At 55.1% G+C, this 24,976-nt stretch carries 10 protein-coding genes; 2 read left to right on the forward strand and 8 right to left on the reverse strand.

Annotated features, from left to right (window positions below; genetic code table 11):
* Nucleotides 1-62 precede the first annotated feature (62 nt).
* The 5 genes from B6S09_RS15860 to B6S09_RS15880 form a co-directional block, all read right to left on the reverse strand.
* Nucleotides 63-12,968, reverse strand: coding sequence for a cadherin-like domain-containing protein (locus B6S09_RS15860; RefSeq protein ID WP_094279470.1), 12,906 nt, complete (start codon nucleotides 12,966-12,968; stop codon nucleotides 63-65).
* A 49-nt stretch (nucleotides 12,969-13,017) separates the two neighbouring features.
* Entirely contained in the window at nucleotides 13,018-14,439 is a 1,422-nt protein-coding gene (locus B6S09_RS15865; RefSeq protein WP_094279471.1) for an HlyD family type I secretion periplasmic adaptor subunit, read from the reverse strand.
* On the reverse strand, nucleotides 14,436-16,556 hold the full coding sequence (locus B6S09_RS15870) for a type I secretion system permease/ATPase (protein WP_094279472.1): 2,121 nt from the start codon (nucleotides 16,554-16,556) through the stop codon (nucleotides 14,436-14,438). The genes B6S09_RS15865 and B6S09_RS15870 overlap by 4 nt, the downstream gene beginning before the upstream one ends.
* A gap of 7 nt (nucleotides 16,557-16,563) precedes the next feature.
* A complete protein-coding gene (locus B6S09_RS15875; protein WP_166670344.1) occupies nucleotides 16,564-17,961 on the reverse strand; it encodes a TolC family outer membrane protein in 1,398 nt (465 codons plus the stop codon).
* 217 nt (nucleotides 17,962-18,178) lie between these two features.
* Nucleotides 18,179-19,375: an ABC transporter substrate-binding protein gene (locus tag B6S09_RS15880; protein WP_166670343.1), complete on the reverse strand. Its 1,197-nt coding sequence runs from the start codon at nucleotides 19,373-19,375 to the stop codon at nucleotides 18,179-18,181.
* Between the two features lie 211 nt (nucleotides 19,376-19,586).
* Between B6S09_RS15880 and B6S09_RS15885 the strand changes: the two genes are divergently transcribed.
* Nucleotides 19,587-20,348 carry a response regulator transcription factor gene (locus B6S09_RS15885; RefSeq protein WP_094279475.1) on the forward strand — a complete coding sequence of 254 codons (762 nt, stop codon included), beginning with the start codon at nucleotides 19,587-19,589 and terminating at the stop codon, nucleotides 20,346-20,348.
* Nucleotides 20,345-22,249 (forward strand): hybrid sensor histidine kinase/response regulator, encoded by a 1,905-nt coding sequence (locus B6S09_RS15890; protein ID WP_094279476.1) that lies wholly within the window; start codon nucleotides 20,345-20,347, stop codon nucleotides 22,247-22,249. Before B6S09_RS15885 ends, B6S09_RS15890 begins: the two co-directional genes overlap by 4 nt.
* On the opposite strand, the gene B6S09_RS15895 is transcribed toward B6S09_RS15890, so the two are convergent.
* The 3 genes from B6S09_RS15895 to B6S09_RS15910 form a co-directional block, all read right to left on the reverse strand.
* Nucleotides 22,246-22,893 carry a response regulator gene (locus B6S09_RS15895; protein WP_166670342.1) on the reverse strand — a complete coding sequence of 216 codons (648 nt, stop codon included), beginning with the start codon at nucleotides 22,891-22,893 and terminating at the stop codon, nucleotides 22,246-22,248. The two genes, B6S09_RS15890 and B6S09_RS15895, sit on opposite strands and share 4 nt — an antisense overlap.
* On the reverse strand, nucleotides 22,860-24,347 hold the full coding sequence (locus B6S09_RS15900) for a sensor histidine kinase (RefSeq protein WP_094279478.1): 1,488 nt from the start codon (nucleotides 24,345-24,347) through the stop codon (nucleotides 22,860-22,862). The genes B6S09_RS15895 and B6S09_RS15900 overlap by 34 nt, the downstream gene beginning before the upstream one ends.
* Nucleotides 24,348-24,589: 242 nt before the next feature.
* The gene (locus B6S09_RS15910) at nucleotides 24,590-24,934 is read right to left on the reverse strand and encodes a LysE family translocator (RefSeq protein ID WP_208321782.1); all 345 of its coding nucleotides are present in this window, start codon (nucleotides 24,932-24,934) and stop codon (nucleotides 24,590-24,592) included.
* Between the last annotated feature and the right edge of the window lie 42 nt (nucleotides 24,935-24,976).

Here is a 24,976-nt window from a genome sequence, read left to right on the forward strand (position 1 = left end):
ACCACAAAAAAATGCCGGGCTGAACGCCCGGCATTTTTTATTTCCTGTTTACCTGATTTCAATTAGTCGACAATCAGATTGTTGGAAACCTCCAGAGTGATGTTATTGCCATCGGTAGAGGTATAGGTGGTATAACCCTCTTTCAGCGAAGTACCGGCATCCCAGCCGTCACCAAGAGTCAGACTGTCTTCATCAGTATTACCCTCAATCCGAAGATTCTTTCCGGTATCAGTCATATCCAGCACATCACTGGCACTGAGCATATCGATCTTGCTGGCACCGTTACTGGTCATATCAAGCACTTCAATATTATCCAGATTGGCTGCCAGCTCACTGCCGGTCAGCTCTTCACCAAAACGCAGCTGAATGGTGTCTTCACCATCACGGCCGTTAATGGCATCTCCGGTCCAGAGCAGGTTATCGTCGCCGGTGGTAGGCAGCTTGTCTGACACATTAACCGCCACGGAACCTGTTGCCGATGCGGAGGGAGCGCCGACTGCATTGCCATTGGCATCCACCTCCTGAGTTGTCGCGGTAACTGTAATGTCGCCTGTCATGCCAGAGTGAACGAAGCCCAGCCCGTCCAGCTCCTCTTGCGTGAGGCCGGTAATGGTGTGCTTGCCATCAGCAAAGCTTACCCGCTCGGCAGCAATTTCCACACCCTCCACATAGAACAGGGTTTTTTCACCATCGGTAAAGCCTTCAAGCTCCAGGGTTGTGCGCTCGGTATGGCCGTCGGTAGCGCCGGTAAAGTCATTGGCTACCGGATCCTTCATGGCCGCGTTCAGGTTCAGCTTGATCACATCCCCTGCATCACCAAAGCTCAGGGTCGGGTTAATGGTAATGCCATCCGCAAGCGGATTCACCACCAGATCGAACCCGATTTCTGTGCCGGTGGGAGCAAGACCGGTTTCACCGCTCATCACCGTCAGCTTCAAACCATCCAGTGTACCGCTCCAGTTTTTGGGCGGCACCACGGCAATGTAACCGGGCAGGCCACTTGGGTCGGTAATGGGCAGCGACCAGATGTTATTGCCATTTGCGTCTTTACCGGCGTTATTGGCAAGACCGGCAGTGGCTGCATCGGCACCCACATACACCACAAAACCCGGGGGCAGACCGTTAATAAAGGCGGCATCAATGACTTCATCGGTATCCACCAGCCCCTGACCTGCCAGATTGAGCTCAATGGGTGCAGGCGTTGTCAGATCCTGGGTCTGTTCATCACCTTCAGCGGTAATGGTCGCTTCAAAACCACTGTTACTCTTTTCAATAATGAGGGTGCCATTACCTTCTGACTTGATGATATTACTGGCACCGGTTTCCTGGTTATTTACCCAGGCATTGACTGTCAGGCTGCCGGTCTGATGAGGCTGATTAGAGTCCGGACGGAACGTCAGCGCCGGCGGCTGGCCGTTGGCCTCCAGCGGGATTTCATACACACCGGTAACATCATTCGGTTCCAGCGTGTTGCCATCGGCATCCAGTAACTCACCGGCAAGGCCGGTATCACCCAGCTGCACATACAGAATATCCCCCTCAACGTTGGAGAAACCGCCATCAGGCAGGTTTTCCAGGCTGATATTCAGGCTGATATCTTCACCTTCGCCTGCCGGAGCCGCTGCCACCGTAACCGTTGTTTCGTCGGTTGCCGGCGTCAGGTTGACACTGGGTTTCAGCTCGTCCTGCTTGCTCAGGCCATCGGCATGCACCGATACGGTGACATCCAGCGGCAGGCCACCGGGCAGGTTATTGTTGTTGGCATGTTCCGGTGCCAGTACCTTGATCTCATCCAGCAAACCAGCCAATTTGGTGTCAGCATTGTCACCGGATGCCACATCCACAGACTTGGTCCAGAGCACCACGGTTTCACCGTTTTCAGTGACTTCTGTACGCGTCAGCAGAACACCAGAGGCATCCGTGAAGACGGTATCATCATCCGGGCTGGTACGCAGGGTCACCGTTATCTGATAACTATCCACATTTCCGCCGGTGATGGTACCAACCACCTGCTCAGCCAGTGAGAACCCTGAGTCCTCTGTTTGCACCGTGTTTTTATCACTCAGCTCAACATCAGGCAGTTCGGTATCCGGACCAGGTCCTTGATTAATATCGAGGTTAAAGCTGATTTCCGCCTGTTTCTGGCTGCTGGCACCGGTATCCTTGCTGTAACCGGTCACTGTAATGGCACTGGTGCCAGTACCCGCCAGGCCGGTCACGTTAAACACCAGATCCTTGGTGAGCGTATCGGCATTAAAGCTGTCACTGGTATTTATCAGCCACTGACCCGGAGCGGTTTGCACCGCACCTTCCACATTCACCCCCTGCGGCACGCCATCAATGACAATATGAGTGAGCTGCTCACTGCCGTCGGTATCGGTCTTGTTACCGGCATTGGCATCGGCCTGCTGGCTGATATCCACTTTAACCGTGACCTTGCCGGTGCCGTTAACAGTGGCAGTACCGGTTGTGTCATCAAAATTGAAACTGTCTTCACCACTTACTACCGCGGTAATGGTATTTAGCTCAGCTCCAATATTATCGGTAACCGCGCCGACAATCAGATCATGAGTCGCTGTACCCTTTTGCACCGTTACTTCATCAACATTGCCATCAGTGGACGGATCGGTCACCTTGTAATACTCAACCTCAAGTCGTTGAGTTCCGCTGAAGTTGGCATCAGCCTTGACATACACGCTGTTCACATCCGCGCCAGAGAACACATAGTAACCATCTGCACCGGGAATCAGCTCGGTCGTACCATCAGCATCGCTGTAGAAGGTAAAGCCATCCACCGCCTTGATTTTAACTTCGGTAATAAACTCGTCGGTATCACCGTTCTGATGCACAGCACTCAGATCCAACTTGCCGATGGTGTCTTCTGTCAGATTGGAGCTGACACTAAGATCCGCCTCAGGCGAAGGCGTAACGGTAAAACCAATGTTTTCCGGATCAAAGAAGGTTTCCGAGTCATTATCGTTTTCGGTGACCACCGGCTGAGCGGTAAAGCTCACGCTGCCGCTGTAGTTGGGCGGCAGGGTAATTTTTACCTTACTCAGCTGGTTTTCATCAATTACCCACACCCGGTCTGGGCCGCTGCCCCCCAGCACACTGCCGGCCCCGACCAGATTAAACCCATCCGGCAGACCGCTGAGGCGCAGGGTAACGGCTTCAGAGCCATCACCGCTTGTTTCACCGCTGCCAAAGGAGGTGATCAAGTCACTCAGAGCAACCTGGTTGGCCCCGGCGGCATCGTCGAGATCCTGTTCGACATAAACCTTATCTTGAACAAGTTCCAACTTCGGCTCATCGGGTACCCCCTGCACCGTGATATTGATATCCAGCTCCTGAGAGAGTGATTCATCAACCGGGCTGTGGACCTCAACTCCATTTTTATCAATGTAAGTCAATGTATCCACGGAAACCGCTTCGACCTTCAGGTCGATCGACTCGTTGCTGTCTTTGGGCGGTGTCAGCGTAGGCTGCTTGCTGGCGTCAAAGTCCTCAATGATCAGGGAACCACCGGTGATATTGCCGTTGGCCTCACTATATTCCACCCCGTTATAAGTGATGGTGGCACCGGCAGGAATACCACTGATAGTGACATTAAAAGTTTCATCACTGTCACTACTGGTGGGGTTGATATTCAGCGCAACCGGCACATCTTCATCAGTGGTGATACGGGCATTTACCTTCAGAGTGACCTGATCCGCTACAGGGTGCACAATCACGTTGGTCAGCCAGGACTCACCGGATACGGCCATGTTCGTTGCTGCACCGGTATCCTCGTCGTAATCGACAGTACCTGCCTCAACCTTGATTTTGACCACGCCGCTGAAGTTAGCCGGCCCTTTAAACTCAAGGCTATCCAGATATTCCACCGGAATTTTCACCGGCTCGCCATTGAAGATACCTCCCTTAAACTCGCCAGAAGCATCCTTGTATCTGAAGACAGAGCCATCCAGCGGGTTGCCGGTTTCGTTGATCTGGGCATTGTTGCCAACCACATCATAAGGCGTTAACAGCGCAAAGGTCTCTTCGCTGCCGTCACCACCGGTGACACCGGTCCCCTCTCCGTTCGGAGCTTTTCCATCTTCGTTGCTCCAGCCAGTTTCGAGACTGAAACCCGCATCCTTGCCAAGCAACATAAACTCATCTTCGTTGCCTGCGGTGGTATATTCATGACTCGGGTTAATGGTGACATCAACACCATGACTGCCATCAGAATCGGTGTTCGCATCCTCGGCAACCGGAGTCACCGTTATGTTCAAGTCATGTGCCCACTCCTGGCTTTCCGGGTTACCGGACGCGGTATTGGCTCCATCCTCTTCGGTGGTGATATACACCTTGATGGTGCCATCAGAAGAGCTGTGCGCCGGAGGTTGCAGGGTGAATTCCTTGATTTGATCCAGCGTGTACTCACCCACACCAGTACCTACAGTCAGTATCAGGCCGCCGCCAGACGCATCCCCACCGTCCGGTACGGTTACCGGATCCCCACTGTGGTCGTACAAAATCCAGGTGCCACCCTCAGTGGGAAAATCGGTAATACGTACCTGCGTAATGCTCTCGCTGCCGTCGGTATCGTTCAGCCCAAGTTTGTCGAGGAAAGCGACCGCCGTATCTTCCGGCGTTGCATCAGGGTTCTCGAGTTTAACGTCATCCGGCTTGGCATAAACACGCAGCTCCAGATCCACACTCACCGACTCGGTTGTGGTTGTCACAGAGCTGTCACCATCACTGTCTTTGGTGTTCAGCGTGATGGTGACCTTATCCGCAGTGCTGTTGGAGTAATCCGTCGGCAGCTTGATGCTGAAGCCCGGGTTGCCGCCGTTATTGGTGTTCATGTAATCCGCTTCCGGCATACTGATGTTACCTTCAGAGTCAGCGGTATATTTTTTGCCATTAATAGTGACAACCGTGCCTGCCGGCAGTCCGGAAATGTCGTACCAATAAGACTCGGAGCCGTCGGTATCCTTGAGGGTTTCTCCCAGCACGTCCTGCAAGTTCAGGGTGCCGTCTTCTTCCATGGATACGGTGATTTTGCCGTTATTTCCGCCAGATGCTTCAGTCACTGCGATGCTGGTCGCCCCGGTATTTCCGGCCTCAGTCAGTGAAATCCCAGGCGCGTCAGTCACCGCCTGCACATCCACGGTAATGGTTTGCTGGCTGTTGGAGCCGTTGGTACCGCTGACCTGGCTATCCGGCAGCTTGTTGCCGGTGCTATTCACCTCATAACTGTCAACGCTGACCACCACATCGAAGTTTTCATGGCGATCGTCTGCCGGCTGGGCCTTGATGGCTTCGTATTCGGCTTGAGTCACGTAGTTAACCGAACCATCATTAGCCGTTGTTAAGCCATTCAGATGCAAGTCAGCCACATCAGTAATCACAAACTTATAAACACCATCAGAGCTTACCAGGGCTGAGCCATCTCCTTTGGTCAGCACTGTTCCTGCCGGTGCACTGGAGCCAAGGCTGAGCGTAATTTCACCCAAACGCTCGGGATCATCACCGCTGTCTTCAGCAGCCCCGTTCTCGTCCGTATTATCGGTAATCACCGGTACTTTCAGGCCCAGTGCAACTGAAGTGTCTTCCTTCGTTTGAACGACAACCGCATCAACATCACCGGTCTGCGTGCCATGCGGAATATCCGGCGCATCGGAAACCGGTTTCACCGTCACTTCAACGGTATACGTCTTGGTGTCGTTATCGGTAATGGTGGTGTAGGTAAAGGAGTCCTTGCCACTGTAGTTGGGAGCAGGCTCGTAGGAGATGGTACCGTCGGCATTCACCTTGACCCTACCATGGGACGTTGTAACCCAGCCTTCTGTATCAGGCGTACCATCGTTAATGCTGGTGTTATCACCGGTCGCATCCGCGTTGGTATTAAAGGTATTGCCCGCGCCTTCACTCACGCTGTCTTCAATCACAGTAACGAGCTGAGGCTCTGACGGATCAACCGCATCATCTTTCACCGTAATGGTGAAACCGGTATCAACTGAATCACCGTCTTTATCGGTGACCTGAATGTTGTCAAATACCAGGCCCAGCTCGTCAACTGTATTGCCAATGTCATCAACATGGTCCAGTGCGCCGTTCAGGATAAACTGGTAACCGGGCGTGCCGGTGGGATCGGTAATAACAACCGTAAACACAGGCGTTTGGCTGCTCTCACCTTCCTTGTAGGCAATCAGGGTATGGCCATCGGTGCTGACTTCATATGCCAGCGCCTTATCGGCAGACGTGAGCCCGAGATCTTTAAGAGCAGCAGCAGTGCCAGCAGTAAATTGCACATCACCGGCGCCATCGGTACCAAAGTCCACATTCAGGCTGTTGCTCACCGTAATTTGAGCAGGGTCTTCAGTGCCAATACTGCCTTTGGCAAGGTATGCTTCATCCACAGTACCACCGGCAGGGGCGGCAGTAATGGCAGGGCCGTCATCCTTAAACTCAAGCTGGCCACCAAGCTCGATGGAGGCCGAGTCACTGTCACCATCTTTATCTGTCGCTGTAGCCGTCAACTTGATGCTGTCTGATGGCAGGGTAAATGCATCATCCGGATTCTTGGGATCACCATGGATCATAGGGCGCTGCTGAGTCAGGGTGACATTACCGTCAGCATCTACAGTCACGGTAAACACGGTTTCACCATCGGCAGTGCCACCATCAACCACACCTTTTACCGTTCCGTTTTCAAGCACCAGCTTGATGGAGTCACCGGTAGCGGTGTCTTTCAGATCAGCCAAGCCTGCTGCACTGTTGTTTACTTCCAAGGTGTATACGACGCTGTCTGTAGCTGCTGCGCCATCGGCACCAAACTGATAATCAAAGGCTCCGGCAAAACTGTTTTTTGCCTCGGTTCCCAGCGTGGTTTCATCGACGATCAGGTTATCTGGCAATGTGCCAGTAGCAGATACTACCGGCGCATCATCCACAATGGTGATGGTAACGGTGTTGGTAACGGTGTTGCCGAACTGATCGACTGCGGTGTAGGTAAAGCTGTCAGTCTCGTCGCCAGCCAAGTCTGTGGTGGTGCCGGTCAGGGTATAGTTGAAGGTGCCGTCGGCGTTCACCGTCCAGTCACCAAAGCTGGCCGAACCGCTTTGTGGGCCATCAACATTCCAGCCCGGCTGCAGATCAAGGCTGCCATTAGTGATTTTCTCGCCGTTCGAGTCGGGGGCAGTGCCGTTCGCCAGCCCGGCTTCATCCACCTGGCCAGCGGTATCCACTGGCGAGCCGGTGACATCCGCCACATCGATGGTCAGGGTGGTTTCTACCAGATCGCCGTCGCTGTCTTTAACGGTATAAGTAAATACGTCCTGGGCATCGGCAGTGATGCTATTGGCATTGGCCACATAGGTGTAGCTGCCATCGGCATTCAGCGTCAGGGTGCCGTACTGACCGACGATTTCCTGACCAACACTGGTATTCTCGGCGGCCACCCCGCTGTTACCGGCCACCACGCCCACCACGGCATGGCCGTTGTTGGCCCAGCCATCGGCACCAGATTTATCGTTGCCCAGCACGCCATTGTTGGCGTCCACCGTCAGGGTCTCCCCTTCGGTTACCTTGTCTGTGTCGGCCACGGCCACGGGCGCATCGTCCACAATGGTGATGGTCACGGTGTTTTCCACAGTATTACCAAACTCATCCACCACTATGTAGGTGAAGCTGTCGGTCTCTGGTTGGCCATTTACGTCTTCAGTACGCTGAGTCAGGGTGTAGCTAAAAGTACCATCAGCATTTACCGTCCAGTCACCAAAGCTGGCCGAACCGCTTTGTGGGCCATCAACATTCCAGCCCGGCTGCAGATCAAGGCTGCCATTAGTGATTTTCTCGCCGTTCGAGTCGGGGGCAGTGCCGTCCGCCAGCCCGGCTTCATTCACCTGGCCAGCGGTATCAACTGGCGAGCCGGTGACATCGGCCACATCGATGGTCAGGGTGGTTTCCACCAGATCACCATCACTGTCTTTAACGGTATAAGTAAATACGTCCTGGGCTTCGGCAGTGATGCTATTGGCATTGGCCACATAGGTGTAGCTGCCATCGGCATTCAGCGTCAGGGTGCCGTACTGACCGACGATTTCCTGGCCAACACTGGTGTTCTCGGCGGCTACGCCGCTGTTACCGGCCTCCACGCCCACCACGGCATTACCGCTGTGGGCCCAGCCATCGGCACCGGATTTATCGTTGCCAAGCACGCCATTGCTGGCGTCCACCGTCAGGGTGTTCCCTTCGGTTACGTTGTCTGTGTCGGCCACGGCCACGGGCACATCATCCACGATCTTGATGGTCAGATCGCCGCTGTTGGTGTCACCGTCACGGTCAGTGGCGGCAATGGTGAAGCGGTCGTTGGTATCCTCGCCGGTCACCTCCGGTGCCGTGGTCAGGGTGTAGTCATAGTCGATGGTAATGGTGCCATCGGTGCCCTGACTGAACCCGTTCAGCACCAGTTCACCGTACTGGGTAGTGATGGTTTGATCGGTACCAGCCAGCCCTTCCACCTGCGCTTTGCTCAGAGTCAGGGTGGCCGGCTGGCCGTTAACATCGGTGTAACTGATGGTCACGTCCGCCAGGCCGTCCAGCGCCACCAGAGTGAACTGATTGCTCACCTGGGTATCCAGTGCCTTAGGCGACGAGCCGTTGCTCAGGCCGCTTTCAAACACCACCTGATCGGTGATATTGCCATCAGGCGTGGTGGCCTCGTTGTTGTGGGGCACGTCCACGGTGACACTATCATCGGCACCGTTAATGGTAATAGTCACGGTCGCCGTCGACTTGTCACCATCCTGATCGGTAATGGTGTAGCTGAACACTTCATCATTCAGTGCTTCACCGTCTGTCAGCCCTTGTACGATCTGGTTGTCGTTATCCAGTGTGTAGGTGTAGCCACCGTCCGGGTTCAGCGTCAGGGTGCCGTATTTGCCGGTGATGGTCAGGCTGCTGTCAGGCACGTGCGCGCCTTCAGCCACGGTGCCCGTGACCACGCCGGTCACGGTGGCGCCGTCAGCCCCCGTGGTGTCGGCTACATCGGTCGCTGCCCCATTGGCAATCACGTTACCGGTCACCGACACCACATCCTCGGCAATGCTGTTGGTGTCATCCTTTGCCACCGGCGCATCGTCCACAATGCGGATCACCAGATCCTGGCTGTCAGCATCGGTATCCGTGTCGTTCACCGTGATGTTAATGGTGTCATCAGTGAAGGTACCGGCATCACCCAGAGTGCCGTTCTCCGGCGCGCTGGTCAGAGTGTATTCATAGTCAAGGGTAATGGTGCCATCGCTGTTCAACGTATAGCCATTAAGCACCAGCTCACCAAACTCGGTGGGGATAGTCTGGGGGTTACCATTCAGCGCTTCAATCACAGTGCTGCTAAGGGTGGTCTCGGTGCCATTCACGGTAAAGGTGATGCTATCCAGGCCATCCAGCGCGCTCAGGATAAAGCTGGAATCCACCAGAATATCGTTATCGTTGGGTGCAGAGCCGGTGCTCAGCCCACTTTCAAACACCACATGATCGTTAATGCTGCCCCAGGTCGGGCTGGTTGGGTTGTCCGGGTTTTCAGCCGGATAGTTGGGATCGGCCGGGTCGGTTGGATCGGGTACATCTACGCTGACGCCATCGTTGCTGCCATTGATGGTGATGGTCAGGCTGGCGTTACTGACGTCGGTATCGCCGTCGCTCAGGGTGTAATTGAACACCTCGTCGAGGGATTCACCCTCAGTCAGCCCCTGTACCTTCAGGTTGCCGTTGTCAAGCTTATAGGTGTAGCTGCCATCGGCATTGATGGTCAGGGTCCCGTACTGGCCGTCGATGACCAGGGTGCCCTCGGTTTCAGTGGCAGTATTGCCGGACACATTGGTGCTGGTTACGCCGCTCACGGTGGCGCCATCAGCCCCCGTGGTGTCAGCAACATCGCCGGCGGAGCCATTATTAATGACGTTACCAGTTGCCGTCAGCCCCATCTCTTCGGTGACGCTGTTAGTATCATCCTTCGCCACCGGCGCATCGTCCACAATGCGGATCACCAGATCCTGGCTGTCAGCATCGGTATCCGTGTCGTTCACCGTGATGTTAATGGTGTCATCGGTGAAGGTACCGGCATCACCCAGAGTGCCGTTCTCCGGCGCGCTGGTCAGGGTGTATTCATAGTCAATGGTAATGGTGCCATCGCCGTTCAACGTATAGCCATTAAGCACCAGCTCACCAAACTCGGTGGGGATAGTCTGGGGGTTGTTACCATCCAGCGCTTCAATCACAGTGCTGCTAAGGGTGGTCTCGGTGCCATTCACAGTAAAGGTGATGCTATCCAGGCCATCCAGCGCACTCAGGGTAAAGCTGGAATCCACCAGAATATCGTTACCGTTGGGCGCAGAGCCGGTGCTCAGACCACTTTCAAACACCACATGATCGTTAATGCTGCCCCAGGTCGGGCTGGTTGGGTTGTCCGGGTTTTCAGTCGGATAGTTGGGATCGGCCGGGTCGGTTGGATCGGGCACGTCCACGCTGACGCCATCGTTGCTGCCATTGATGGTGATGGTCAGGTTGGCGTTACTGACGTCGGTATCGCCGTCGCTCAGGGTGTAATTGAACACCTCGTCGAGGGATTCACCCTCAGTCAGCCCCTGTACCTCCAGGTTGCCGTTGTCAAGCTCATAGGTGTAGCTGCCATCGGCATTGATGGTCAGGGTGCCGTACTGGCCGTCGATGACCAGGGTGCCATCGGTTTCAGTGGCCGTATTGCCGGACACATTGGTGCTGGTTACGCCGCTCACGGTGGCGCCGTCAGCCCCCGTGGTGTCAGCAACATCGCCGGCGGAGCCATTATTAATGACGTTACCAGTTGCCGTCAGCCCCATCTCTTCGGTGACGCTGTTAGTATCATCCTTCGCCACCGGCGCATCGTCCACAATCTTGATGGTCAGATCGTCGCTGTGGCTGTCGCCATCGCGGTCGCTGGCAGTGATGGTGAAACTGTCAAGGGTGTCATCACCTGCAATTCCCGGGGCTGTGGTCAGGGTATAGTCATAATCCAGAGTGATGGTGCCATTTTCACTCTCGCTGTAACCCTTCAGTACCAGCTCACCGTACTCAGTGGTGATACTCTGGCTGCTGGTGCCCAGCTCTTCCACCTGGGCCTTGCTCAGGGTCAGCGTTGCTGGCAGGCCGTTCACATCGGTATAGCTGATGGTCACCGCATCCGTCTCGGCCAGGCCGTCCAAGGCTTTCAGGGTGAACTGGCTGCTGACCTGAGTGTCGGTCTCGTTGGGCTGGGAGCCATCGCTCAAACCGCTTTCAAACACCACCTGGTCGGTGTTATCCGCATCCGGGGTGATGGCGTCGTTGTTGTTGGGCACGTCCACGGTCACGGGCCAGTCGATGGGCTTGTTGTCAGAATCGTCATCGCGGTTACCGGACGGATCGGTAATGGTGGCGTTCACGGTCACGTCTTTGTCGCCCGGCTGCACCGGGACTTCCACCTTGATGCCGTTGCTCAGATCGTCTTCGGTCACCGGCCGCTCCAGCAGCACGTTGCCGTCCTTGTCGGTCACTGTCAGGTTGTCACCCACTTCGGTGCCCGGGTTCAGGGTCACCTCGGCGGTGACGGTGCCGTCTTCGCCGATTTCGTCTTCGTTGTACACACCATCGTCGCCGGTGCCGGTCAGCTCAACGGTGACGGACGGCGGGACGTTATCGATGGGCTTGTTGTCAGAATCGTCATCGCGGTTACCGGACGGATCGGTAATGGTAGCGTTCACGGTCACGTCTTTATCACCCGGTTGCACCGGGACTTCCACCGTGATGCCACTGGTCAGATCATCCTCGGTCACCGGCCGCTCCAGCAGCACATTGCCGTCCTTGTCGGTGACCACCAGGGTGTCACCCACTTCGGTGCCCGGGTTCAGGGTCACCTCGGCGGTCACGGTGCCGTCTTCGCCGATTTCGTCTTCGTTGTACACACCATCGTCGCCGGTGCCGGTCAGCTCAACAGTGACGGACGGCGGTACGTTGTCGATGGGCTTGTTGTCAGAATCGTCATCGCGGTTACCGGACGGATCGGTAATGGTGGCGTTCACGGTCACGTCTTTGTCGCCCGGTTGCACCGGGACTTCCACCTTGATGCCACTGGTCAGATCATCCTCGGTCACCGGCCGCTCCAGCAGCACATTGCCGTCCTTGTCGGTGACCACCAGGGTGTCACCCACTTCGGTGCCCGGGTTCAGGGTCACCTCGGCGGTGACGGTGCCGTCTTCGCCGATTTCGTCTTCGTTGTAGACACCATCGTCGCCGGTGCCGGTCAGCTCAACGCTGACAGAGGGCGGGGTTTGATCCTCTCCGTCTCCTCCGTCAGGATTACCGTCGCCCCCATCCGGATCACCGTCTCCATCGCCAGGATTTCCATTCCCTCCGTCCGGATCACCATCGCCAGGGTCTCCGCCACCAACGTCACCCGGAGACTCGTCATCATCCCCTGAACGAGCATCGGTGTTCCGAGCGTGAATAAACCCCTGATTCAACCGTTCCTCTTCCGGCTCTTCAGGATCCCTGTCCCAGCTCATGGCCAGCGGCGTTAATATCTCCTTAATCGCAGCAATCGTCAGCGGCGTAATGCCATCAGCCTCAATAATTTCAGCAATTCGTACCGTTTGCACAAAGGCATGACCATCGCCGAATAAACCCTGTTGCTGTGGTAACAACGTATTTGTACCCTGGGTGGCCTCAGGCAGCACAATCACGGGAATGCCTTCTGTCACCTCACCAGCGTTGTTCTGTGCACGACCGCCGGTAAATGCCAGTAAACGACCATCACCAAAGTCAAGCTCTACTCGGGTAGTCGATGCCGTAACCAGGGTTTCTTCCGGCGCGATACTCTCACCCGGTGCCAGCAAACGACTTGTGCCATCCGGTCCCACCGCCCAGGCCAGACCACTCAGTGAAATTACAGTTGCTACGGTGTTCATATGCTGCCTCGTTATTAAATTTTATCGCCAGGCTGAGTCAGTTTCCCGCTCAGCGCTCTCCCAGTGCATTGGCTTTGGCACGTAATATTGGTTTAAGAAGGTAGGAAAGCACGGTGCGCTCTCCGGTAATAATGTCGAGCTGCGCCGTCATGCCAGGAATCACCTCAAGAGCATCCGACAGCGCTTTTTCATCGGTAATGGCCCGAACCAGGTAATACGTGTTATCACGTTGATCGGTAATGGTATCGGGGCTGATAAGCTCCACACGGGCCGGAATGCCGCCGTAAATGGAGAAGTCGTAGGCATGCAGCTTGATCATGGCCGGCAGTCCCGGACGCAAAAAGGCAATATCACGGGGGGCAATTTTGGCCTCAACCAGCAGGCGATCATCTGCAGGCACAATCTCGATCACAGGATCCCCCTGAGCCACCACACCACCAGGCGTTTTATAAAGGACCCGTTGCACGGTACCATTCACCGGTGAATACAGTTCCGACGACTTCACCCGATCAGCCAGCGCAACCGCTCCTTCACGCAAACTGGCCAGCTCTGCCGATGCATCGCTCAGCTCAGAACGCCAGCGATTACGGGCTGCATGCTCAATTTCCGCAATGCGGGCTTCGGCTTCTTCAATGGCTGCCTGCTGACGGCCGACCTCTGCTTCTGCCTGGCGAAGTTCGCCCGACGCTGCGGCCAGATCCCGCTCAAGATGCAAAATTTCCACCGGAGAGACCGCACCGGTGTCAAGCAGCGGCCGGGTGGCGCTCAGTTCCCGGGATGACAGTCCGACCGCCTGACGGGCCGCCCGCTTTTTCGCGTTTACTTGCTCCAGGGTGCGCTGTTGCTGACTTAACTGCTCCCGCGCTACATTAACCCGCTGGCGATACTCATTGCGGCTTTCGTTATAAAATGCCTGCTCCCGGGCCAGCACCCCCAGCTCCTGAGCACTGAGCGCATCACTGCTCTCGGGCTGCCAGGGCTTGTTATTGATCAACGCCAGCAAACGCTCCACCTTCGCCTGCAGCGCAAAAATACGCACTTCGCTTTCCTGAAAGCTGGCCTGAAAACGGGTGGGATCAATGCGCACCAGCAAGTCACCGGCACTCACTTTGTCACCTTCCCTGACAAACAGCTCTCGTACCACACCACCATCTGTAGATTGCACAATCTGCAACTGACTGGCCGGGATCACCTTTCCTTCACCCCGGGTAATTTCATCAATGGGTGCAAACGCAGACCAGACAAGCAATGCCAAAAAAGCAATAACAATGGTGTAGAGCAAACCACGGGCTCCCGGCTCGCGGGATTCAAGAATGCTGAATTCGGCATCGCGCACCCAGTCACCATCTTTTTTATCAAAGCGGTCAAGCAGGGGACTTAACAGACCGGCCAGCCGGCCTCGTCCCGTCTCCGTGACCCGCTCCAGGCTGTTAAAACCCCGTTGTTCAGGCAATTGGTTCGGTTTACTCATGCCGCTGCCCTGCGTAAGCTGCCTTTGGAAAGCGCGTCCAGTACCCGATCCTTGGGACCATCGGCGATTATCTGACCGTGATCCATCACAATAAGGCGATCCACCAGCGACAGCAGGCTCGTACGATGCGTGATCAGCAGCAGAGTACGCGCACGGCAATATTCCCCCAGTCCTTTGGTTACCCGCTGTTCCATCAGGCTGTCCATGGCACTGGTTGGCTCATCAAGCAACAGCACCGGTGCTTCTCCCGCCAGTGCCCGCGCCAATGCCACCGCCTGACGCTGCCCTCCCGACAGCGCCTGGCCATTCTCACCGACTGGTAGTGACCAGCCCTCGGCCTGACGGCCGATAAGTGTTTCCAGCCCGGCAATACGGGCTGCCTGCTGCAATGCCGTGGCGCAAGGCTGAGTCTGACCCAGGGTGACATTGTCATAAATGGTGCCGTTTACCAGCATCAGATCCTGTGGCAAATGACCGACGTGCCGGCGTAAAGTAGCCACGTCCAGCTGCTGTCCGTGCAGTCCGTCAACAAACACCGTCCCTTCTGTCGGCTGGTACAAACCCAGAATCAGCTTTTCCAGTGTGCTTTTGCCGGAGCCAGCCGCACCAAGAATGCCGACTTTTTCACCGGCACTGATTTTCAGGGATACCTGATTTAATGCTGGTCGTTCTGACCCGGGATAAGTAAAACTGACCTTGCTAAACTCAATGTCTCCCCGCACGGCTGTTTGACCGTTCTGTGCAGTACTGCTGCGCTCCTGAGGGGAATGCATCAGTTCATCCAGTGAATGCAGGGCCGCTGCAGCCTGATGATATTGGGTCATCAGCGCCGCCGTTTGTGAGACCGGGGCCATGGCCCGGGAGCTGAGCATGTAGGCTGCTATCAGCGCCCCTTGCGTCATTTGACCGTCGATAACCAGGTAAACACCAATAATAATCATGGCGACGGAGACGGTCTGCTGAACCCAGGCCGCCCCGACACTGACCGACGCCCCCAGCAAACGTTGCCGGCTGCTGCTGCCCGATAAAAACCGGCTCTGCTGCTCCCAGCGGCCCTGCGCCCGGCCGGTGGCATTGAAAATTTTAAACACCGGCAGTAAATGCAGGCTCTCAATCAGACCCGCACTGCGCTGAGAAGAAACCTGCCCCGACACATCGGCAAGCCGTTTCATCTGGCTTTGCACCGACAAGGCATAAAGTAAAAGCAACATGGCCCCTGCCAGTACAGGCACAGCCATCAGAGGAGCAATAATGGTAATAATCAGCAGAAACAGCAGGAAAAAAGGCAAGTCGATCAGGGCCGTGACGACCATGGAGCCACAAAACGCTCGCACACTCTCAAACCCCTGAATATTACCGGCGAGCACCCCCGCCGAGGCAGGCATGGATTCCAGCCGCATGCCCATCACCCGTTCCATAATGCGTGAAGAGAGCACACCATCGGCCCGTCCTGCCGCCAGCTCCACAAACCAACTGCGCAACAGCCGCAAGGCCAGATCCGAAAACACCACGATCATGACACCCGCTGCCAGCACCCACAGGGTGGCGGTGCTCTGATTCGGCACCACCCGGTCATAGACGTTCATCACGAACAGTGGCATTGCCAAGGCGAAGATATTAATGCAGAAAGAAGCCAGCAACACATCACGGTAGATGCGCCGGTGACGCCGGATAACCGACCAGAACCAGTGACCGTTATCGGCACTGGCGGCAGTTTCGGCATCTCCCTGAGGCAACGACAGCTCTGGCCGGCAATAGATAACCACACCACCATAGTGCTGCTCGAGCTCACTGAGCGAGTCCTCAGTCTGTGCCATGTCAAGCTCCGGGCGGCGCGTCACCACCCGGCCGGTACTCCGGTCCAGCTGTTCAAGTACACAGGCGCGGTTATCTTTCAGCAGCACAATACAGGGCAACAGACCGGTATTAATACGTGCCAGCGGCTGCCGCAACAAACTCGCCTTTAACCCAGCCCTGGCAGCGGCCCTGGGCAGTAAGGACGGCGTCAGCCGTCCTTGTTCCAGTGGCAGCCCGTCTACCAGACTGTCTCTGGTATGAGGATTGCCGGCATATTGCGCCAGCTGCAGCAGACACAGGGTCAGAGCATCATCATGCATAAGCCGGTCACTTAATGGTTACATAAGCATCGGCGAGAGCCGCACAGTAACGCGCCGGCAGCTCACGCTGCTGCTGATCATCACCCAAATGGCTGAATTCATCAGGAAGCGGCGACAGTTTCATGGTGGAAAGCAGTTCACCCGTGCTGTTAAGGACCTGGGCACGCGTCAGCAACAGATCGTAGTGACCCTGAATGTAATTACGCTCGGCCTGATAGGCTTCGTTTTCAGAGTCGAGCACATCCAGCAAGGAACGACGGCCAATGCCAAATTGCTGGCGGTATGCTTCAACTACCCGGACAGATGATTCTTTGTGTGACAGCAGCAGATCAATTTTTTGCTTCAGGTTCTGCAGTTCAGACCAGGCAATGGTGGCGCTCTGGCGCAAATCAACACAGGTCTTGTCACGCAGGCTCTCAGCCTGGGAGATACGGTGATATGCCGCCTGCTGGGCAGCCCGATCACTGCCTCCCCGGAACAGGTTATAACGGGCACGCAGCTCAATCAGGCTCTCATCCCCACGGCGGCTGGGATCGGTTCGATTATCAAAGCCGTTGTTGTTCTGATAAATACCGTGACTCAGACCCAGTTCCAGCGTCGGGTAATAGTTGGATTCCGCAATGGTCATGGCCGACTCGGCGGCATCGATATTGGAAAAAGCGGCATATAACGCCGGATTGTTCCGGTATACCTTGCCGAGAATGGTTTCCAGTTCAGCGGGCAACCCTGCCGACAGTTCCTGGGATTTATCGAGCTGGGCTCCCGGGGCACGACCTACCAGACGCTGGAAACGAGCGGTTACACTTTGCAGGTTACTTAGCTCCGTGCGCAGGTTAGACTGCGCCAGTGCCAGCCGCCCTTCGGTCTGATACAAGTCAGCTTTGTTCGCCACTCCTTTATCAGCCCGCTGAATAACCTGATCACGCACGGCAAGATGGCTGTCTACGTTACGCTGTGCAAGCTCGGTCAGATAACGGTAACGCTGCACATCCAGGTAAACCTGGGTCACTTCCAGTGCCTTGTTTTCGGCCTCTTCCCGCAACCGGAAATACTGCTCCGTCACTTGATGACCTGCTTCTGCTACCCGGCCCTGTACGCCAAAGCCGTCAAACAGCAACTGCGTCACCGACAGCTCGGCATAATCACGATCAAAGTTATCTCTGCCATCAAAATCGCGGCGCGCCAGTCCCAGCGAGGCATCCAGATCCACCGACGGCAGATAAGCGCCTTTTTCCTTGCGTTGTTCAGCTTGCTGCACCCGCAACGCCTCAGCCTCAAAGCGAACTTCCGGGTTATGCTCCAGCGCTTCGGTCAATACTGCCTTTAAATCTTCCGCCTGTGCGCTGCCCATCAGCAGCATCATGCTTACGGCCAGTGCAGTGCGTTTTCCTTTGAACTTTATCAACGTGCTTCCCCTTAATGTGCTCTCTGGCAGAGAATTCAAAATTTTCTGAGAAGACAGCCTGGCTGCCATGGGTTTTCTGGTGCCCATGGTATGCCGAGAAATGTCGCTGTCTTTTGCTGCAGCGGAAATTTCTTTTCCTTCAGGGGAAATAAAATGGTGCGACGGAGCTCTCCCTGCTGGAGAGTCCGCCGCTAAAGAAGTAATGCCTGGAGAGTGGTTATGCCGGGAAGTCAGTCACTGGAGGGGGAGACAAAATCTCAATCAGGCGAGCCACCGCATCATCATCTGAAAGCTGCTGATTAAAGTGATGCATGATGACCTGTTCAATCTGCTCGCGATGTTCATATCTGAATGACACCACAGTGCCATGCATGTGCGACATTCTCATGTTGTTGATCACCTTGCGCGAGCAATCGTTGAAACCATCCAGCGAAATATCGACTCTGGCCGGAAGTCCTCCGCTGAGCAGACTCCAGCGCTTTTGGAAATCGCGGCCCATGATGGTGTTGATAAAGCGTTGTTTGTCTTGCAGGCTGGCCGGTGAACCCTGATAACTGACCATCAAATCACTGATAAAAATAGGCATGGCCTGAGTGCCGGGAAAGTGAAAACACTCAAAATCCCGCCCTGGTTGCCAACCTGCTCCGGTTAAGGCTGCATTGGCCCAGGTACCCTGTAAATGCATCAATGCCTGGCCATTTTGCATCAGCGCCATGGCATCCTGCGGCGTCAGGCTCTGATAATTGTCGGGAGCAAATGACCGTAGCGTGTTCATCCGGCTGAAAATACGCCGCAGCCGCCTGTCATCCCCCTCGTGTAACTTCCGCTCTATCAGAATGCGGCGATAGTGATCTACTCCCAATACATCAATGGCAACAACACTGAACAACACGGAGATATTCCAGTTGCTGCCACTGACGGCCAGTGGGATCCAGCCTTTGTCCTGTGCTTTCTGCAACACCACCAGCAATTCCTGCCAGTTATCGGGAGGGCGGCTTTCCAGTTGCCGCCATAACGATGTATTCACCCATAGCCAGTTAATGGCGTGCACCGACACCGGCACCGCAAACCACCGCTCTCCCTGCTTGGCCGTTTGCTGAACCGCCAGAGGGATCCAGTCGTCCCAGCCGGGTGCGGCATCAGGATAGACAATGTCCCTGAGATGCGCGGGCTGTACGCGATGTCCGGACAACTGCGCAAAATCGGGCGGTCTGCCTTGCTGCAAGCGTTCCGTGAGCTGGCTGAAATAGGACTGGAAGCCCACACCAGCCACGCCTGATGCGCTCAGCTCCACCCCCTGATGTTTTAGCTCTTTTGCCATCAATGACACCAGCTTCTGCTCCGCCGGTGATGCCCACCAGTGCATCAAGTCGATCTCTGTGCCGGACAAACGGGAGCAAAAAAGCATGGTCATACAAAAAAAGATTCGTTTAGCTCTCATCGGGGACACTCACCACCTTAAGATCAATTGCAAAATGCACGTCACCATGCTAACACAGCGCCTTGATACAAGGCAGTAAGCCCGGGTAATTACCAGATTTAAAACCCTTTTTCTGTTAGCATGATAGGCTGCTCCGAATCCTGCTCTGAGCATTTTCATTTTGCAAGATTTAAGGTATTTCTACATGGACTCCAGTGCCCGCCCCCACATCTTGTTAATTGATGACAAGCCTGACGAACTGACCCCGCTGCTCAGTCTGCTGTCTTCCAGCAATATGCGTTTGTCAGTCTCCGACACCCCTCGCCAGGGCTATCACCGGGCATTGGCACTGAAACCGGACTTGATCATGCTGGATCTGCATATGCCCAGCCTGGACGGCTTTGCTCTGTGCCGGTTATTGCAGGAGGCGCCAGCTCTGCAACACACTCCTATTTTGTTTTTATCGGCAGCCAATACTCTGGAAGAACGGCTGACCGCGCTGAAACTGGGCGGTGTTGATTTCATCAGTAAACCCTATTCCGCCGAAGAAGTGCTGGCCCGCATTCACATTCACCTGAAACTTTCCCGGCTTCATTCCCCGTCCATCCTTACCGGGGATACAGCCCCAGAGACCGATGCAGACGAGCTGACCCTCAGAGCAGCGGTACGTCTGCTGCAAGAAAACCTGGCCACGCCACCTTCCCTGGAAGAACTGGCCAAAGCCATTGGTACCTATGAGAAGCGTCTGTTAAAAATTTTCCGGGAACGGCTGGGCACCACCGTGTTCGCCTTTATTCGAGAAGCCAGACTTAAAAGAGCCAGAGAGTTACTGGTTAATCACCAGATGACCATTGAAGACATTGCCGGTGTGGTTGGCTTCAGCAGTGCGGCCAACTTTTCAACGGCCTTTAAAAAACAGGAAGGCGTCAGCCCCCGGGAATACCGCAACCAGCATCAGACACCATGATTTACAAACAATTTCTCTTTTGGCTGCGTTCTGCCTCGCTGCTGGTACCAGCTACTGCCCTGGCATCGGAGCCCACACTTACCTTACAAACGGACAACCCGCTTACTCAGCTCTGGGCCGGGGTCGAACTCGGCATCATGGTATTGCTGCTTCTCTTTACTCCGCTGGCGGCATGGGCATATCGCAGTATGCTGCTCCTGCTCAGCGGGACTGGCATCTGGGTGCAGTTTTTACTCAGTACACTGTACCGCCATGAATGGCAGCAACTAACCACCTGGCATCATGGTTTGGTTCACTGGCAGCCTCAGCTGACTTCCCTTGTTTTTTTTCTGCTCTTCGGGTGTATACATCTGCTGTTATCACTGGGGCGACAGCCTCGTTATTTACCGTTGCTGGCATGGAGCTATTGTCTGGCCGGTATCCTGTTATTGCTCTGGCAAGAGACTCAAGCTGACCTGCAGTGGTTTACTCACTACCACAATATGTTCGGCATTGTACTTTTGCTGTTAGTCACACTTTCATTTTTTCACGGTGTACGTCCAGGTCCGCTGTTCTGGCTCTTTGGCGGTGTAACGACCGCCCTGTTACTGTCTGACCAGACATTATGGCCTGCCGGGCAACTGTTCCCGGACTATGGGCCAGCATTCAGCCTGCTGTTTATTGCCGCCCTGCTGACCAACGTTCACCGACAGCGGCGAAGCCAGCAGACGCTGGAACAACAGTTAACAGAAAAACAGCAGAACAGCCTGGATCACCTCGAACGCACAGTGGCCATGCGCACCCGTCAGCTCACCCGCTCTCTGGCAGCCCGTAATCAGATGCTGGCCCGTATCAGTCACGATCTGCGCGCGCCTCTGGGACATATTATTACCCGGGCCGGGCAGACAGATGCGCACAATTACAAAAAAGAAAGCGGCTATATTATGCGCACCGCCAACCGGCAGCTGGAACTGCTTGATGATCTGATTGCCTATGCCAGGGGCGAACTGCAGCAGCAGGAACTGACGCTGGAGTCCCAATACCTATATGCATTTATCAAAGAAATAGAAGAAGAAGGCCGGCTGCTTGCCCGGCAGCATCACAATCGTTTCCGGCTGCATATTGGAGAGCAGCTGCCGGTACTGATACAGGCCGACTTTCGCAGACTCAGACGTATTATTGTGAACCTGCTCGATAATGCCGCCAAATTTACGCATAACGGTGATATTTCACTGTCACTGACCGCTACGGCACTGCCCGGAGAGCAGATAACACTGAACGTAGTGGTGAGCGATACTGGCCCCGGTTTGTCGCCGTCACTTCAGCAGCGGCTGGACCAGCCTTTTTTGCGCGGCGAGCATAACAAGCAGGGTTACGGGCTGGGCCTCGCCATTGTGACAGAGCTGCTGGCACAGATGAACAGCCAGCTGAAAACCGAGCAGCCCGCCCAGGGCGGCAGCCGGTTCAGCTTTGAACTGAAACTGGACAAAGGACGGGAATACGACGTTGATCAGGTGTTTATTGATAACCGGGTGCAGGATCTGGACGGTACCGGTTATCAGATCCTGCTGGTGGATGACATTGCACTGACCTGTACCTATCTGAGTGAGCTGCTGGGAGGCTACGGATTTGATACCCTCATTGCCCACAGTGCCCGGGAAGCGCTGCACTGCCTTGAGGATGGGCAGGTGGATCTGGTTATCACGGATCAACTGATGCCCGATATGAATGGCTGGGAATTATTGGCCCAACTGCGGGAAAAACACAGTCATTTGCCGGTATTGCTTTATTCAGCCCTCCCCCCCATGCCCGATAGTCATCACACTCACCTGCACTTTAATGACACCTTGCTGAAACCCGCCGGCAGTGATGAGTTTCTTCACTGCGTCCAGCATCTGTGTACACAGTATCAGCGGCTTTAATCTGTCTGACCTTGGACGCCAAACTCGGCTTTCAACCGGGCAGCCGTTGCCTTCACCAGCACCGGCACCTGACTTGCCAGTTTCAGTGCGCGCTGTTCATCCTGCTCCTTTAAGGCAGCACTGATCAGCCGTGCCTGCTCGGACAACCCCTCCAGCCCGGCTTGCCCGGCCGTGCCGGCCATGTTGTGCGCCAGCTCACGAAGGGCCTGCCCCTTCCCGCTCTCCGCCAAAACAGCAAAATGCTGCTGCCATTCTTCACAACTGCTGAGGGTCATCTGCATTAACGCCGCAAAACGATCTTCAGGCAGCCGCTGCTGTAACCGGCTGAGGAACTCGGCATTCACCACCGGTTGGGGATGCAGGCAATCGGCCAGTACCTGCCACAGTTGCTGCTCATCTATAGGCTTGGCAATATGCCCGTTCATCCCCGCCTTGTAGCATTGCAACCTGTCTGCAGGGCTGTCACTGGCCGACAGCGCGATAACCGGCACCCGTTCATATCCAGCCAGACGGCGAATACGACGGCAGGTTTCCAGGCCATCGAGCCCGGGCATCATCAGGTCGAGCAAAACGCCGTCGTAACCATCACATTCCTTTTGCTCAAGCAAGGCTAATGCCGCTTCCCCGCTGCCAGCCGTGTCCACCCGAATACCACTCTCCTGCAACAGTTCCGCCGCCGGCAAATAGCCAGCCCAAGTCCGGTACCTTCATGGTGATATTGCGACAGGCTATGTAATTGTTCAAAGGGAGAAAAAATACTTTCCTGATACTCAGGTGCAATCCCCTGCCCCTGGTCGGTGACCTCAGCATACAGCCAGCCCTCCTGAGCATGGGCGTATTCCAGCCTTAACGACACGCTGATTTCACCCTGTTCGCTGAATTTTATGGCATTGCTGAGATAGTTCAGCAAAATTTGTTTTATCCGCAGCGGATCACCCGATAACACCGGCAACGCCTCACAGGAGGAAAAATACAGTGACAGGCCTTTTTGCTGTGCCCTCTGTTCAACCATGATCTGCAATTCATTAACCAGCGCAGACGGAGTGAACGGCACCTTCTGTATGGTCATGCGATCACTGTCCAGCCTGGAAAAATCGAGCAGGTCACTGATAATGCCGTGTAAGTGTTTGCCGGCCTGTTCAATTCGCTCCAGCCGCTGCTTCTGTGCAGCCTCCAGCGGATGTTTCAGTACCTGACGGGTCATACCAAGAATGGCATTCATCGGGGTCCGGATTTCATGGCTGATGTTAGCCAGAAACGCCGCTTTGGCCTTGGTAATGGCTTCGTCACGCTCCAGCCGCTCAGCCTTTTGCATGGTATCGCTAAACACTTCGAGCGCCTGGGCCATCTGTCCGATTTCATCCTGCCGCTGTGTGTAATCAATCCTCTGCGGATAATCCCGGCGGGCCAGCCGCCGCATAACCCGGGTCAGCTCGCTCACCGGGTAAGAAAAATGATAAAGGGAGAAACGCCCCGTAAGGCCAATTCCGGTGATTAACATCATGGCAAATGCCAGCGCTGTGTTAACCAGGGTTGCCCGCGTTGCGGTATTCAGCTCGTCAGATTTTTTCTGGTAATCAGCGACAACATCGTGATGCAGTACAAGCAGATCCGCTTTTAACGAGCTGAATGCAGGATCATAATGCTGGCGGATCAGATTCAGCGCCTTATCACCACGCCAACGGGCTGCCCAGTTCACGATTTCTGCCGACAAAGAAAACACCGTATGTTGGCGTTGCAATATATCATTAAGTGCCTGTGTTTTGGCCGGAAGCAGCGGTTTAAGCTCTTCCACCAGGCCAATCAGCCGGGCCTGGTGACGGCTTAACTGCGTCTGAGCAGCCTTCATTTGCTCAGATTCTTCTTCGGTGAGCACCGACAAAACAACACGGCTTGCCAGGCTCAGCTCAAGCGCCGCGTCACCGAATAAAATGGCAGCCTGGGCATCATTATTGAGCAAAAAACGATAATCGTTATCTACCTGCTGCAATGTGCGTAACGAGTAGAGTGTGATCATTACCGCCATCACACTCAGCAACCCGACCATCAGCATAATTTTGCTGGTCAGAGACAAATTACTGAACCACCTGGCAATCAAGTTAATGCGCTCCTTGCTTTTCGCACCAATGTTTAAGCTGGAGAGGCTCCCCGGGCCAACGCTCCAGAATCAGAACATATCGCCTTTTCCGCGGCCATCACCCAAGGTGCCGCAAACCCGCATTGCAGAGCTTGCATGACGTGACGGACGAAATCCACTGCGATCGAACTCGTTTCCGGGTAGAGACACCGGATTGTACAGGTGCACACGATAAGAGAGCGACTTTCTGAGCTGAGAGCAGGCTATATCATTGGAATCGTGGACAGCAGCAGTAGCCCGGCCATGCCATAGTTAAACCCTTTCACGCGCTTATCGGTAGTTAACCAGCGTTGCAGTTGCATTCCGGCTGCGGTCCAGAATGTGACGGATGGCAGGTTTGCCAAACAAAAGATACCCGCAATCACGGTGAGCTCCAGCCAGGCATCACCACTGCTGTACACCGTAATGGCCGTTAATGCCATCGACCAACCTTTGGGATTAACCCATTGAAATGCGACCGCACCGGTAAAAGACATCGGGCGAAAATCGCGTGTTGCTTCGGCCTTGTCGCTGGTAGCAATTCTGTACGTTAAATCGATCACAACCATGGTGGTAATGGATACGCCAAAAGACGAGCGTTAGCCAGTCAG

Origin of the sequence: Oceanimonas baumannii (genome assembly GCF_002245495.1) — a bacterium.
Taxonomy (GTDB): Bacteria; Pseudomonadota; Gammaproteobacteria; order Enterobacterales; family Aeromonadaceae; genus Oceanimonas; species Oceanimonas baumannii.